This window comes from Micrococcus sp. 2A (assembly GCF_039519235.1).
GTDB lineage: Bacteria > Actinomycetota > Actinomycetes > Actinomycetales > Micrococcaceae > Micrococcus.
In genome coordinates, this window is record NZ_CP154351.1 from 916,005 (window position 1) to 929,803 (window position 13,799).

The window sequence follows — 13,799 nt, forward strand, 5'->3', positions numbered from 1 at the left end:
ACCGAACGCTAAGAAGTGTGTGTGTGTGTCAAGAGCTCACTCGCACCCTTCCTGCTGGCCCCTCAAGGCTGGTCACAGTGTCGCCCCAGCAGGTCCTTCCAGAGCCACCTCCAGGCGGCCGTCTCCTCGGGGGAAGCAACCTTGGACTGCGTGGCGGTGACTGCGGCCTTCGTGGGTTTCCCGTCGGCCGGCGGACGCGCCTCCATTCCGCCCAGGGGCAGCCGGTGGCCGCCGCGATCGCGGGCAGGTTCGCCCCGCGCGCGGGGGAGGTGCTCATGGCCAGCACCCTGGCCCCCGCGCCGCGGCACGGACCGCTCAGTCCCTCGCGAGCACCGCGTCCCCCTCGGGCCGGCGCAGGCTCGGCTCGGGCAGGTACACGGACCCGCCGGCGGCCCGGAACTCCGCGGACTTCGCGGCCATGCCAGCCTCGGCGATTCTCGCCTGCTCGGACGCGCCGCCGAACTCGCTGCGGATGTCCTGGCTGATGCGCATGGAGCAGAACTTCGGCCCGCACATCGAGCAGAAGTGGGCGGTCTTGGCGGGCTCGGCCGGCAGCGTCTCGTCGTGGTACTCCTCGGCGAGCTGCGGATCCAGGCCGAGGCCGAACTGGTCGCGCCAGCGGAACTCGAAGCGCGCCTTGGACAGCGCGTCGTCGCGGTCGCGGGCGCCGGGGTGGCCCTTGGCGACGTCGGCGGCGTGCGCGGCGATCTTGTAGGTGATCACACCCGTCTTCACGTCGTCCCGGTTCGGCAGGCCCAGGTGCTCCTTGGGCGTGACGTAGCAGAGCATCGCGGTGCCGTAGCGGGCGATCTCGGTGGCGCCGATGGCCGAGGTGATGTGGTCGTACGCCGGGGCGATGTCCGTGACGAGGGGGCCGAGCGTGTAGAACGGGGCCCCCTTGCACAGCTCCTGCTGGCGCTCCACGTTCTCCCGCACCAGGTGCAGCGGGATGTGGCCGGGGCCCTCCACCATGACCTGGACGTCGTACGCCCACGCCCGCTCCGTCAGCTCGGCCAGCGTGTCGAGCTCGGCGAACTGGGCGGCGTCGTTGGCGTCCGCCACGGAACCCGGCCGCAGGCCGTCGCCCAGGGAGAACGCGACGTCGTAGCGCGCGAAGATCTCGCAGAGCTCGTCGTAGTTCTCGTAGAGGAAGTTCTCCTTGTGGTGGCCCAGGCACCAGCCGGCCATGATCGAGCCGCCGCGGGAGACGATGCCGGTGACGCGGTCCGCGGACAGCGGCACGTGGCGCAGCAGCACGCCGGCGTGCACGGTCATGTAGTCCACGCCCTGCTCGCACTGCTCGATCACGGTGTCGCGGAAGATCTCCCAGGTCAGGGCCTGGTGGTCGCCGCCGACCTTCTCGAGGGCCTGGTAGATCGGCACGGTGCCGATCGGCACCGGGGAGTTGCGCAGGATCCACTCGCGGGTGGTGTGGATGTCGTCGCCCGTGGACAGGTCCATCACGGTGTCCGCGCCCCAGCGGGTGGCCCACTGCAGCTTCGAGACCTCCTCGGCGATCGACGACGTCACCGCCGAGTTGCCGATGTTCGCGTTGACCTTCACGGCGAACGCCTTGCCGATGATCATCGGCTCCGACTCGGGGTGGTTCACGTTCGCCGGGATGATGGCGCGGCCGGCCGCGACCTCGGAGCGCACCAGCTCCACGTCCACGCCCTCGCGCAGGGCGGCGTAGCGCATCTCCGGGGTGATCTCCCCGCGGCGGGCGTAGTGCATCTGGGTCACGCGCCGGCCCTCGACCGAGCGCAGGGGTGCGCGCTTGTCTCCCTGCCACTCCTGGGTGGAGGCGCCGCGGCGCACGGCCGAGCGGCCGTCGTCGAGCAGGTCGCGCTCGCGGCCCGCGTACTCCTCGACGTCGCCGCGCGTGCGGATCCACTCCGCGCGCAGGGGCGGAAGGCCGCGGGTGGGGTCGGCGCCCGGGCCCATGGTGCGGTACACGGTGAGCGGCTCGTTCGGGGTGCCGTCGGGGGAGTCGTCCTGGTGCACGCGGGTCACCGGCACGCGGATGCCGTGCTCGGGGTCCTCGAGGAAGCCCAGGCGGTGCGTGGGGTAGTTCTCCTCCGCGACGACGGCGGCGCCGGCCTCGGCGGACTCGGACGCGGCGGCCTCGGCGGGGGCAGGGGTGGTGGGCGGAGCGGTGCGCTCGGAAACGGCCATGGCCGTGTCTCCTTCTTCCTTCGCCGGCATGACCCGGACAGGTTCAGACGGTGGTCGGACGGCGTCAGTCCGATCTCAGCCCCATGCCAGGGGCCCCCGTGGGGATACCACGGACGCTAGACCATCCGGGCCGCGTGTGTCGAACCGCCCGGCGGGGGCGCCGGACGTGGCACCCTGGGCCGCATGAGCGCCCCCGACTGCCGGTCCGTGCCCCGCGTCCTGTCCATCGCCGGCTCCGACTCCGGCGGCGGCGCCGGCATCCAGGCCGACCTCAAGACCATCGCGGCGTGGGGCGGCTACGGGCTCACCGCGATCACGGCCGTCACGGCGCAGAACACGCAGGGCGTGCAGGCGGTGCATCCGCTGCCCGTCGACGTCGTCCGCGCCCAGCTGGACTCGGTCGCCGCGGACATCGGGCTCGACGCCGTGAAGATCGGCATGCTCGGCTCGCCCGAGCTCCGGGATGCCGTCCGCGACTGGCTCGAGCGGGTCCGGCCCCCGCGCGTCGTGCTGGATCCCGTGATGGTGGCGAGCTCGGGGGACGCGCTCTCCGACGCCGCCGTGCCCGCCGGGTGGGCGCCGCTGCTCGCAGCGGTGGACGTCGTCACGCCCAACCTGCCCGAACTCGCGGCGTTGACCGGCGCGGACGTCCCCGCGCGGTGGGCGGACGCCCTGGAGCTGGCCCGCGGCCTCGCCGCGGAGCACGGCGTGACGGTCGTCCTGAAGGGCGGCCACCTCCGGCATGCCGCGGACCTCGCGGAAGGGGTCCCGGACGCCGTGATCGGCCCCGAAGGCCGGGTCACCGAGGTGCGCGGCGCGCGCGTCTCCTCCCGGTCGACGCATGGAACGGGCTGCACGCTCTCCTCGGCGCTCGCGGTGCTCGCCGCGGGCGGGACGGCCTGGGAGGACGCCCTGCGCACGGCCAAGCCGTGGCTCGCGGAGGCCATCGCGGCGGGGGAGCGGCTCGACGTCGGCCGGCGCACCGACCGCTGGCACGGCCCGCTCGACCACAGCCATCGGGACCGGGGGGCGGGCGATCGGGACTGATCGTTCTGGAATGGCTGCCCTCGAACCATGGGCAGACCCAGGGAGTTCGACGAGGCCGCTCCTGGAGGTACCCCTCGACGAGACGCAGGAGCACGACCGCGTCATGGTCACGGTCGATGACCCCGTGGCGAGGGCGGGGGTCGTCCACGCGGCGCTGCCGCGCCGCTCCCACCCGGGCGCGGCAGCGTCAGCCCGTGACCGCCGCACGCAGACTCCGCGCCGCCGCCTCCGGATCGTCGGCGCCGGTCACGGCCCGCACCACCACGATCCGCTCGGCGCCCGTGCCCAGCACCGCGGGCACACGGTCCTCGTCGATCCCGCCGATCGCGAAGAACACACGTCCCGCCGCCTCGCCGCCGGGGGCGGTGATCTCCGCCGCGAACCGCGGCAGAGCGAGCCCCACGGCGGCCCGGCCGGGCTTGGTCGGCGTCTCCCACACCGGCCCGGTGCAGAAGTAGTCCAGCTCCGGATCGGCCGCGGCCCCGCGCACCTGCTCCTCGGTGCGGCAGGACCGCCCGAGCAGCACCTCGGGGCCGAGCACGCGCCTCGCCTGCGTGCTCGTCAGGTCGTCCTGGCCCGCGTGGAACACGTCCGCGCCGGCCAGGAGTGCGACGTCGGCCCGGTCGTTCGCGGCGGACAGCGCCCCGTGCTCGCGCGCCAGCTCCACCACGATCGCCAGGGCCTCGAGCTCGACGCCCACCTCGACCCGCTTGTCCCGCACCTGCAGGGCGTCCACGCCGCCGCGAAAGCACGCGGCCGCGAAGGCGGCGAACGCGCCGGCGTCAAGGGCGCCGTCGTCGCGGACGTGGCGGGAGAGGTCCGTGCAGACGTACAGGCGGGCGCCCGCGAGGCGGCGGGCGCGCTCGGCGCGTGTGGCGAGGGCGGCGGGGCGGTGCGGCATGCGCCCACCCTGCCACGTCCGCCCACCGGGCGTATGCTGGGCGGCATCCATGGGAGCCCGCGCCACAGCGGGCTGAGAGGGACGCAGTCCGCGCACGCGCGGGGCGCGCCGACCATCAGACTCGATGCGGATCATGCCGCCGTGAGGAGGAGCCCATGCGCTGCGTGGTGGTGGGGGCCGGGATCGTCGGCCTCGCGACGGCCGTGCGCCTGCGGGACGCCGGCCACGAGGTGACCGTGATCGCCCCAGACCTGGACGCGCCCGCCGTCGGCGACGCCGCCACCCACGCCGCGGCCGGCATGCTCGCCCCGCTCGGGGAGACCCAGTACTCGCAGTCCGGGCTCGGCGCGCTCCTCGCCCGGTCCTGGGCGCTCACCGGCGACCTCGTCGCCCGGATCGAGGCCGGTGGCGCCTCCGCGGGTCACCGCGTGGAGGGTGCGTGGCTCGTGGGCGCCGAGCCCGCCGACGCGCGGCGCTGGCGCGAGACGCTCGCGGCCGTCGACGCCGCGGGCGCGGATCAGGCCCCCGCCGCGGAGCCCGGCACCGCCCTGCGGCTGCCGCGTCCCGTCGCCCCAGTGACGGTCGCGGCGCTGCGCCGCGCCGAGCCGGCCCTCTCACCCGCCCTCGCCGGCGCCCTCGACGCCCCCGACGACGATCAGCTCGACCCCCGCCGGGCCCGTGCCGCGGCCCTGACGCGCCTCGCCGCCGACGACGGCGTGCACCTGGTCCCCGCCCGTGCCGTGACGGTGCACCAGGTGGGCGAGGAGGTGGAGGTGACCACCGCCGGGTGTGCCGGGACCGCGCAGCCGATCACCGCCGACGTCGCCGTGCTGGCCGCGGGGCTCGGCCACGCCGCGCTCGGGGGCGACCCCGCCGCCCTGCCCCTGCCGCTGCGCCCCGTGCACGGGGACATCCTGCGCCTGCGGGTGCCGGCGTCCCTGCTGGCCCCGGGAGAGGAGCACCTGCTCAGCCGGACCGTGCGCGCTCTGGTGGGCGGACGGCCCGTGTACCTCGTCCCGCGCGCGGGCGGCGGGCTCGTGCTCGGCGCGACGAGCCGCGAGGACCGCGAGGCCGGCACCCCCGCCGGCGCCGTGCTCGACCTCCTCGAGGACGCCGCCCGCATCCTGCCCGCCATCCGGGACTGCCTGCTCGAGGAGGTCACCACGCGCGCCCGCCCCGGCAGCCCCGACGACGCCCCGTTCCTCGGCCCGCTGCCGGATGCGCCCCGAGTGATCGTCTGCACCGGCCACCACCGGCACGGGGTGCTGCTCGCGGCGTGGTCGGCGCACGCCGCGCTGGAGCTGGTTCGCCGGGCGGCGGGGGAGCCGGGCAGGCCGGGCGGGGCCGGCCCCGCCTGGACCGCCGCCGACGAGGGGCTGCTCGACCTCGTCCGCCCCGACCGCTTCGCCGTCTCGGCGCCGTCCGCCGAGTCGTCCCCCGCCCCCACGCAGGAGGTCCCCGCATGAACCCGCACACCCTGACGGTCAACGGCGAGGCGAGAGCGTTCGACGCGCCGCTCTCCCTCCGCGCGGTGGTCGCGCAGCTGACCGGCCGCGAGATCCGCCCCGACGGCACGGCCGCCGACGGCGGACGGCTCGGCGTCGCGGTCGCGGTGGACGAGGCCGTCGTGCCGCGCTCCCGCTGGGACGCCACCGTGCCCGAGGCCGGTGCGCGTCTCGAGATCGTGACGGCGGTGCAGGGTGGCTGAGCGCGGGGGAGCACCGGACGTCGTCCCGCCCCTCACCGTCGGCGGTCGCGAGATCGGCTCGCGCCTCATCATGGGCACGGGCGGCATCACGGACCTCGCCGCGCTCGAGGCCGCCCTGGTCGCCTCGGGCACCACGCTCACGACCGTCGCCATGCGCCGCCACGCCGTGGGCGGGGGCTCGGGCGTGATCCCGCTGCTGGACCGTCTCGGCATCGAGGTGCTCCCCAACACGGCGGGCTGCCACACGGCGCGCGATGCCGTCCTCACCGCGCAGCTGGCCCGCGAGGCGCTCGAGACGGACATGGTCAAGGTGGAGGTGATCGCCGACGAGCGCACCTTGCTGCCCGACGTCGTCGAGACCCTCGAGGCCACCGAGCGGCTCGTCGCCGACGGCTTCACCGTGCTGGCCTACACCTCGGACGACCCCGTGGCCGCGCGGCGCCTCGAGCAGGCGGGCGCGGCCGCCGTCATGCCGCTCGGCTCGCCGATCGGCAGCGGCCTGGGCATCCTCAACCGCCACTCCCTCGAGCTGATCTGCGAGCGCGCGTCCGTGCCGATCATCCTCGACGCCGGCGTGGGCACCGCCTCGGACGCGGTCCTCGCGATGGAGGCCGGGTGCGACGCCGTCCTGGCCGCGTCCGCCATCACGCGCGCCGCGCATCCGGCGCGCATGGCCCGGGCGCTCGCGCTCGCGGTCGAGTCCGGCTGGGAGGCCGCCCACGCCGGGCGCATCCCGCCGCGTCCGCTCGCCACGGCGTCCTCGCCGATGGCCGGGCGGATCGCCCCCGTGGGCGAGGGCGACGACCGGACGGGGTGGTGGTGAGGTGAGCGCCGCGGACCCCCGCGGGTGCCGCGCGCCGCACGGCCTCGACGAGCTCGCCGACACGCAGCTCGAGCGCTTCTCCCGGCAGATCGCCCTCGAGGGCTTCGGCCCCGAGGCCCAGCTCGCGCTGCTGCGCTCCCGCGTGCTGGTGGTGGGAGCCGGCGGCCTCGGTGCGCCCGTGCTCACCTACCTGGCCGCGGCCGGGGTGGGGGAGGTCCACGTGATCGACGACGACGTCGTCGAGCGCTCGAACCTGCACCGCCAGGTCATCCACGGCGAGGACGTCCTCGGGCGGCCGAAGACCGCCTCGGCCGCCGCCCGCATGCGCGCGCTGCACCCCGAGCTGCGCGTCGTGGAGCACCGCGAGCGCCTCACGGCGCAGAACGCGCTGGAGCTGGTCCGCGCGGTGGACCTCGTCGTCGACGGGACGGACACCTTCGCCACCCGCTACCTCGTGGCCGACGCGTGCGAGATCCTCGGCGTGCCGGTGGTGTGGGGCGCGATCCTGCGCTTCTCCGGGCAGGTGAGCGTGTTCCATGCCGGCCACGGCCCCGTCTACCGCGACCTGTTCCCCGAGCCGCCGGAGCCCGGCGATGTCCCCACGTGTGCGCAGGCGGGGGTGCTCGGCGTCCTGCCGGGGATCATCGGCACGCTCATGGCGGCGGAGGCGATCAAGCACCTGGCCGGCGTGGGGGGGACGCTCCTCGGGCGCCTCCTGACCGTCGACGCGCTGACCATGCGGTTCACCACGCTGGCCCTCGCCCCGGATCCGGACCGCTCGCCCGTGACCTCGCTGGACGCGCACCGGGCCGCCCGCGGCGACGTCGGCTGCGCGGCCCCGTCGGCGGGGGAGGCGGTCTCGGCCGCGGCGCTGGCGCGGGCGCTGGCCGAGCCGGGCGGCGACGTCGTGGTGGTGGACGTGCGCGAGGACTGGGAGCGCCGGCTCGGCGCCATCGAGGGCTCGGTCCACGTGCCGCTCGGGGCGATCGAACGGGATCCTGCGGCAGGCCTGGCGCGCGCGGGGGACAGCGAGCCGGCACGCTGGGTGCTGCACTGCGCCGCCGGGGTGCGCTCCGCGAAGGCCCGGGACCTCATCCTCGCCGCCCGACCCGAGCTGACCGGCCGGGTGCTCTCCCTGTCCGGCGGGTACGCCGCGTGGGAGCGGGAGGGGGACTGAGCGTCGACGCCGTGGCGAGGCTCAGGTGCGGGCGGCCCGCGCCGCCCGGCGGCGGACCGTGGTCCGCTCGATGATCCCGGTGATGACGAGCATCACCACGATCACGACGCCCGCGTAGCCGAGCACGGGGTAGACGGTCCCCACGAGCTGGGAGAAGCCGACGCTCGAGAGCAGGGTGGCCGCGATCGCCGTCGCGACGGCGATCGCCCAGCCCGGCACGGCCTGGAGGCTGCTGAGCATCTTCAGGCGCTCCACGCCGCCGTACAGGCAGGAGACCGCCGTCGTGAACTGGGCGAGCAGGAGGATGACCGTGTACAGGAGGGCGGCCCAGCCGCCGATCATGGCGGCGAGCTCCACCATGGGAAGCTCGGCGCGGCCGATGAGGTCCGCGTGGGCGCTCATCGCGACCATGATCGCGCCGGCCATGACCACGAGTCCGATCGCCCCGAGCCCGGCGCCGGCGACGAGGGTGCGGCCGGACGAGGAGCTCTCCTTGCCGATCGGCGCCAGCACGGCGTAGGCGAGCTGGACGTTGAACGCCACGTAGAGGATGCCGGAGACCCACCACTGGTTGATCAGCGGCGACGAGGTCACCAGCGCGGCGACGTCGGCCACGGGGGGAGCGGGGTGCGCGAGCCCCCACCACGCGACGCCGACGGCGACGACGATGATCAGGGGCACCACGATCCCCTGGACCTTCACGAGTCCGTTGATGCCGGCCAGCACGGTGACGACGCAGACGCCCGCCATGAGCAGGGACCCCACGAGGTGCGGCAGGCCGAAGGAGGTCTGCACCGCCGCGCCGGCCCCGGCCAGCATGATCACGAGCGTGCCGAGCAGGGACGCGGTGATGCACAGGTCCGCGAACCACGTGGGGATGCGCGACGTCGTGGGGTTCACGAGCCGGTGGATGTCCGTGGTGCGCAGCGTCTGCGCCAGGCGCAGCACGATGGCCGAGAGCAGGACGAAGAGGGCGCCCGCGATGATGAGCGCCCCCGTGCCGCCCCAGAGCCCGAAGCTCACGAAGTACTGCAGGATCTCGTTGCCGGAGGCGTAGCCGGCGCCGATCGTGGTGCCGATGAACGTGGCGGCGATCCCGAGCGCCGAGGTGGGGCGCAGGGCGGACTCGGGCTCCGACGTCGGGGTCGGGACTGGGCTGGCGGATGTGACCTGGGGCATTGCTCCAGGTTCTCACGATGCCGGCGGGGCGGGGACGACGACGGGCGGCCACCGTGTGGTGGCCGCCCGTGGCTGGTGCCCCCGATAGGATTCGAACCTACGACCTTCTGCTCCGGAGGCAGACGCTCTATCCCCTGAGCTACGGAGGCGGGGGTGCGCACGCGCGGCTGAGTCGATCGCGCGGCGGACTCCCCAACACTACACCATGGGTCCGGCCGGCCCGGCGGGTCTCCCGCCTTCACCCGCGCGGACGGCGCCCGCCGCCAAACTAGACTTGCCCGGGTGAAGCCCGAAGACCTCTCCGCCCTGCTGTCCGCCGTCCTCAACGCCGCCGTCGACGCCGGTGACCTGCCGTCCGACCTGCGCGCCGAGATCACCCCCGAGCGGGTGAAGGTGGAGCGACCCCGCAGCCGCGAGCACGGCGACTGGGCCACCAACGCGGCGCTGCAGCTGGGCAAGAAGGCCGGGATGGCCCCGCGGGAGTTCGCCGCCCTGCTCTCCGAGCGCCTCGCCGCCGCCGAGGGCATCGCCTCCGTGGACGTCGCCGGCCCGGGCTTCCTGAACATCACCCTGGACGCCGCCGCCGCGGGCGAGCTGGCCCGCCAGATCGTCGAGGCCGGCGAGTCCTACGGCCGGAACACGGCGTTGACCGGCCACGTGGTGAACATGGAGTTCGTCTCCGCCAATCCCACGGGCCCCCTGCACATCGGCCACACCCGCTGGGCCGCGCTCGGCGACGCGATCGCCCGCCTGCTGCGCGCCTCGGGCGCGGAGGTCACCGCCGAGTACTACGTCAACGACGCCGGCAACCAGATGAACGTCTTCGCCGACTCGGTCCTCGCGCGCCTCCACGGCCGCGACGTGCCGGAGGGCGGCTACCCGGGCGGCTACGTCAAGGACCTCGCCGACGCCGTCCTCACCGAGCACCCGGATGTGCGCGAGCTGACGGACGAGGCTGCTCGCCCCGTGGTCCGCGAGACCGCCTACCGGCTGCAGATGCAGGACATCAAGGACACCCTCACCGCGTTCGGCGTGCACTTCGACGTCTTCACCTCGGAGCGGACCCTCCACGAGTCCGGCGCCATCCAGTCCGCCGTCGCCCGTCTGCGCGAGCAGGGGCACATCGAGGACCGCGAGGGCGCCGTGTGGCTGAAGACCACCGACTTCGGCGACGACAAGGACCGCGTGCTCATCCGCGCGAACGGCGAGCCCACGTACTTCGCCGCCGACGCCGCCTACTACCTGGACAAGCGGGACCGCGGCTTCGAGGAGAAGGTCTACCTGCTCGGCGCCGACCACCACGGCTACGTGAACCGCCTCAAGGCGATCGCCTCCGCCGCCGGCGACGACGCCGCGAAGAACATCGAGATCCTCATCGGCCAGCTCATCTCGGTGAACGGAGCGAAGCTCTCCAAGCGCGCGGGCAACATCATCGAGCTCAAGGACCTCGTCGAGTGGCTCGGCAAGGACGCGCTGCGCTACGACCTGGCGCGCTACCCGGCCGACTCGCCCATCACGATCGACCCCGAGAAGCTGCGCTCGAACACCAACGACAACCCCGTGTACTACGTGCAGTACGCCCACGCCCGCACCCGCGGCGCGGCGCGAACGGCCGTGGCCCACGGCGTGGAGCGCACGGAGTTCGACGGCGCCCTGCTCACCCACGAGACCGAGTCCGAGCTCCTGGCCCAGCTGGCGGAGTTCCCCGCCGTCGTCGCGTCCGCGGCACGCCTGCGGGAGCCGCACCGCGTGGCCCGGCACCTCGAGGTGATCGCCGGCGCGTACCACGCGTGGTACGCCGCGTGCCGGATCGTGCCGCTGCCCACCGACGACGGCACGCCCCGTCCCGTCGAGACGCTAAACCGCACCCGCCTGTGGCTGAACGACGCCACCACCACGGTGCTGGCCAACGGCCTCGGCCTGCTCGGCGTGTCCGCGACGGAGACGATGTGAGCGCGCGGATGGCGACGACGAAAGACGGCGCCTCCGCCGCCTCCCCGTTGGCCCCCGCCTGGCTGCCTGTGCCCGGGGATCCGGACCGCCTCGAGCCCGTCCTGTGGGCCGCCGGCGTGGACCGCGACGCCTCCGGCGAGCTGACGGTGCAGGGGATCGCTGCCTCGGCGCTCGCCGAGCAGTTCGGCACCCCGCTGCTCGTGATCGACGAGGACGACTTCCGCGCTCGCGCCCGCGCCTTCCGCGACGGCTTCGACGCCGCGTTCCGCGAGCTCTGCGGGGGAGCGGACGTGTACTACGCCGGCAAGTCCTTCCTCACGGTCTCCACCGCCCGGTGGGCCGCCGAGGAGGGGCTGCGCGTGGACACCGCCTCGGGCGGCGAGCTGGCCATCGCCCTGCGCGCCGGCGTCGACCCCGCGCACATCGGCCTGCACGGCAACAACAAGTCCGACGCCGAGCTGCGCCGTGCCCTCGAGGTCGGCGTGGGCCGGATCATCGTGGACTCGGTGGACGAGCTGACGCACCTCGCCGCGCTCGCGGAGGCCGCGGGCCGCACCGCCCCGGTCATGCTGCGCCTGACGCCGGGCGTGCACGCCCACACGCACGACTTCATCGCCACCGCGCACGAGGACCAGAAGTTCGGCCTCTCGCTCGCCCCGTCCGTGCAGGACGCGGACGGCAACGCGGCCGGGCGCTCCCCGGCCGCCGTCGCCGTGGAGACCGCCCTGGCGGCGCCGGGCGTCGAGCTGCTGGGCGTGCACTGCCACATCGGCTCGCAGATCTTCGAGGCGGACGGCTTCGGCCTGGCCGCCGAGCGCGTGCTCGCGTTCCTGGCCGAGGTGAAGGAGCGCCACGGCGTGGAGCTGGGCGAGCTGGACCTCGGCGGCGGCCACGGCATCGCCTACACCGCGGTGGACTCCCCGCGCCCGGCCGCCGAGATCGCGCACGCCCTCGCGGCGGACGTGCAGAGGGCGGTGGAGCGCCTCGGCCTGGCGTGCCCGCGCATCTCGCTCGAGCCCGGCCGCGCGATCTCCGGGCCGGCGGGCCTGACGCTGTACACCGTGGGCGTGACCAAGACGGTGGACGCGGACGCCCCCGACGGCGGGACGGCCTCGCGCCGGTACGTCGCCGTCGACGGCGGCATGTCCGACAACCCGCGGCCCGTGCTCTACGACGCCGACTACACCGCAGTCTCGGCGCGCCGCACCTCGGAGGCCGAGCCGGTGCTCTCCCGCGTGGTGGGCAAGCACTGCGAGTCCGGCGACATCGTGGTGCGCGACGTCTACCTGCCGGCCGACCTGGGCCGCGGTGACCTGCTCGCCGTGCCCGCCACGGGCGCCTACACCCACGTGATGTCCTCGAACTACAACGCGCTGCCGCGCCCGGCGGTCGTCGCCGTGCGCGAGGGCGCCGCCCGGGTGATCATCCGGCGCGAGACCGAGGACGACCTCTTCGCCCGCGAGGCGGATCCCCACAACGAGGAGACCCGAGCATGACGAACCCTGCACAGGACGCCCCCGCGGCATCCGGCCCCGCCGCCCTCAAGGTCGCCCTGCTGGGCGGCGGCACCGTGGGCTCCCAGGCGGCGCGCATCCTGACCGAGGACGCCGAGGCGCTCCGCGACCGCGTGGGCGCCCCGCTCGAGCTCACCGGCATCGCGGTGCGCTCCCGCGGTGCCGAGCGCGACTGGCGGGCCGACCCGGCGCTGTACACCACGGACGCCGAGGCGCTCGTGGACGGCGCGGACATCGTGATCGAGCTGATGGGCGGCATCGAGCCCGCCCGCACCCTCATCCGCCGTGCCCTGGCCGCCGGCACCTCCGTGATCACGGGCAACAAGGCGCTGCTGGCCCAGCACGGCGAGGAGCTGTTCGCCCTGGCCTCCGAGACGGGCGCGCAGCTGAGCTTCGAGGCCGCCGTGGCCGGTGCCATCCCCATCCTCCGCCCCCTGCGCGACTCGCTCTCGGGCGACACCGTGACCCGCGTGATGGGCATCGCCAACGGCACCACGAACTTCATCCTGGACCGCATGGACACCGAGGGCGCGGACTTCGCGGACGCCCTCGCCGAGGCGCAGCGCCTGGGCTACGCGGAGGCGGACCCCACCGCCGACGTCGGCGGCCTCGACGCCGCCGCGAAGGCGGCGATCCTGGCCACGCTGTCCTTCGGCGCGCCCTACACGCTGGACGACGTCGCGGTGGAGGGCATCACCGCGATCACGGCGGAGGACAACGCGGCGGCCGCGGACGCCGGCTACGTCATCAAGCTGCTGGCGATCGCGGAGCGGGCCACCGCCGAGGACGGCACGTCCGGCGCCGTGCTGCGCGTGCATCCCACGCTCCTTCCCCGCGAGCACCCGCTCGCCTCCGTGCGGGGCGCGTACAACGCCGTGTTCGTGGAGGCGGAGAACGCCGGCCAGCTGATGTTCTACGGTCCCGGCGCGGGCGGGGCGCCCACCGCGTCCGCCGTGATGGGCGACGTCGTCTCGATCGCCCAGCGCATCGTGCGCGGGGGCCCGGCGCGGCTGCGCACCCCCGTCGCGCAGCTCCCCGCCCTCGACGCCGCCGAGGCCAGCACCTCCTGCATGGTGGTGCTGCACGTGGCGGACGAGCCCGGCGTGCTGCGGCGGGTGGCCGCGGTGTTCGAGGAGCACGGCGTGTCCCTCGAGACCCTGCGCCAGGTGCAGTCCGACCGCGCCGCCGCCCCGGGCGCCTCGCTGCGGCTCATCACCCACCGAGCGCGCCAGCGCGACCTCGACGCCACGGTGGACGCGCTCGCCGCCCTGGACGCCGTCCATGAGGTCGTCTCCGTCCTGAAAGTCGAAGGGAACTGAACC

General features: G+C 74.9%; 11 protein-coding genes, 1 tRNA gene and 2 riboswitches. Of the genes, 8 read left to right on the forward strand and 4 right to left on the reverse strand.

Features of this window, described 5'->3' with window-relative positions:
• Positions 1–315: 315 nt before the first annotated feature.
• A complete protein-coding gene (thiC, locus tag AAG742_RS04270; protein WP_298712952.1) occupies positions 316–2,175 on the reverse strand; it encodes a phosphomethylpyrimidine synthase ThiC in 1,860 nt (619 codons plus the stop codon).
• Positions 2,174–2,285: riboswitch (TPP riboswitch) on the reverse strand. It overlaps the preceding gene by 2 nt.
• Before the next feature lie 73 nt (positions 2,286–2,358).
• Between thiC and thiD the strand changes: the two genes are divergently transcribed.
• The gene (gene thiD / locus AAG742_RS04275) at positions 2,359–3,222 is read left to right on the forward strand and encodes a bifunctional hydroxymethylpyrimidine kinase/phosphomethylpyrimidine kinase (protein ID WP_298712954.1); all 864 of its coding nucleotides are present in this window, start codon (positions 2,359–2,361) and stop codon (positions 3,220–3,222) included.
• 187 nt (positions 3,223–3,409) lie between these two features.
• Here the strand turns inward: thiD and AAG742_RS04280 are convergent, their stop codons facing one another.
• Complete coding sequence (locus AAG742_RS04280) at positions 3,410–4,123, reverse strand: thiamine phosphate synthase (protein WP_298712960.1); 714 nt, start codon at positions 4,121–4,123, stop codon at positions 3,410–3,412.
• Between the two features lie 46 nt (positions 4,124–4,169).
• Positions 4,170–4,274, forward strand: a riboswitch (TPP riboswitch).
• A gap of 4 nt (positions 4,275–4,278) precedes the next feature.
• Here AAG742_RS04280 and AAG742_RS04285 point away from each other — a divergent pair.
• The 4 genes from AAG742_RS04285 to moeB are packed head-to-tail and all read left to right on the forward strand — an operon-like array spanning position 4,279 to position 7,831.
• Entirely contained in the window at positions 4,279–5,589 is a 1,311-nt protein-coding gene (locus AAG742_RS04285) for an FAD-dependent oxidoreductase (protein WP_298712963.1), read from the forward strand.
• Entirely contained in the window at positions 5,586–5,831 is a 246-nt protein-coding gene (gene thiS / locus AAG742_RS04290; protein ID WP_298712966.1) for a sulfur carrier protein ThiS, read from the forward strand. The genes AAG742_RS04285 and thiS overlap by 4 nt, the downstream gene beginning before the upstream one ends.
• Complete coding sequence (locus tag AAG742_RS04295; protein ID WP_298712968.1) at positions 5,824–6,654, forward strand: thiazole synthase; 831 nt, start codon at positions 5,824–5,826, stop codon at positions 6,652–6,654. Before thiS ends, AAG742_RS04295 begins: the two co-directional genes overlap by 8 nt.
• Before the next feature lies 1 nt (position 6,655).
• A complete protein-coding gene (moeB, locus tag AAG742_RS04300; RefSeq protein WP_298712970.1) occupies positions 6,656–7,831 on the forward strand; it encodes a molybdopterin-synthase adenylyltransferase MoeB in 1,176 nt (391 codons plus the stop codon).
• 21 nt (positions 7,832–7,852) lie between these two features.
• Here moeB and AAG742_RS04305 read toward each other — a convergent pair whose 3' ends face one another.
• Complete coding sequence (locus AAG742_RS04305; RefSeq protein ID WP_298712973.1) at positions 7,853–9,010, reverse strand: hypothetical protein; 1,158 nt, start codon at positions 9,008–9,010, stop codon at positions 7,853–7,855.
• Between the two features lie 73 nt (positions 9,011–9,083).
• Positions 9,084–9,159: transfer RNA gene (locus AAG742_RS04310), tRNA-Arg, on the reverse strand.
• A 133-nt stretch (positions 9,160–9,292) separates the two neighbouring features.
• Here AAG742_RS04310 and argS point away from each other — a divergent pair.
• Genes argS through AAG742_RS04325 form a run of 3 tightly spaced genes read left to right on the forward strand, consistent with a single transcriptional unit; the run spans position 9,293 to position 13,796 of the window.
• Positions 9,293–10,963 carry an arginine--tRNA ligase gene (gene argS, locus AAG742_RS04315; protein WP_298712975.1) on the forward strand — a complete coding sequence of 557 codons (1,671 nt, stop codon included), beginning with the start codon at positions 9,293–9,295 and terminating at the stop codon, positions 10,961–10,963.
• 8 nt (positions 10,964–10,971) lie between these two features.
• Complete coding sequence (lysA, locus tag AAG742_RS04320; RefSeq protein ID WP_298712978.1) at positions 10,972–12,459, forward strand: diaminopimelate decarboxylase; 1,488 nt, start codon at positions 10,972–10,974, stop codon at positions 12,457–12,459.
• Positions 12,456–13,796 carry a homoserine dehydrogenase gene (locus AAG742_RS04325; protein ID WP_298712981.1) on the forward strand — a complete coding sequence of 447 codons (1,341 nt, stop codon included), beginning with the start codon at positions 12,456–12,458 and terminating at the stop codon, positions 13,794–13,796. The genes lysA and AAG742_RS04325 overlap by 4 nt, the downstream gene beginning before the upstream one ends.
• The last annotated feature ends 3 nt before the right edge of the window (positions 13,797–13,799 follow it).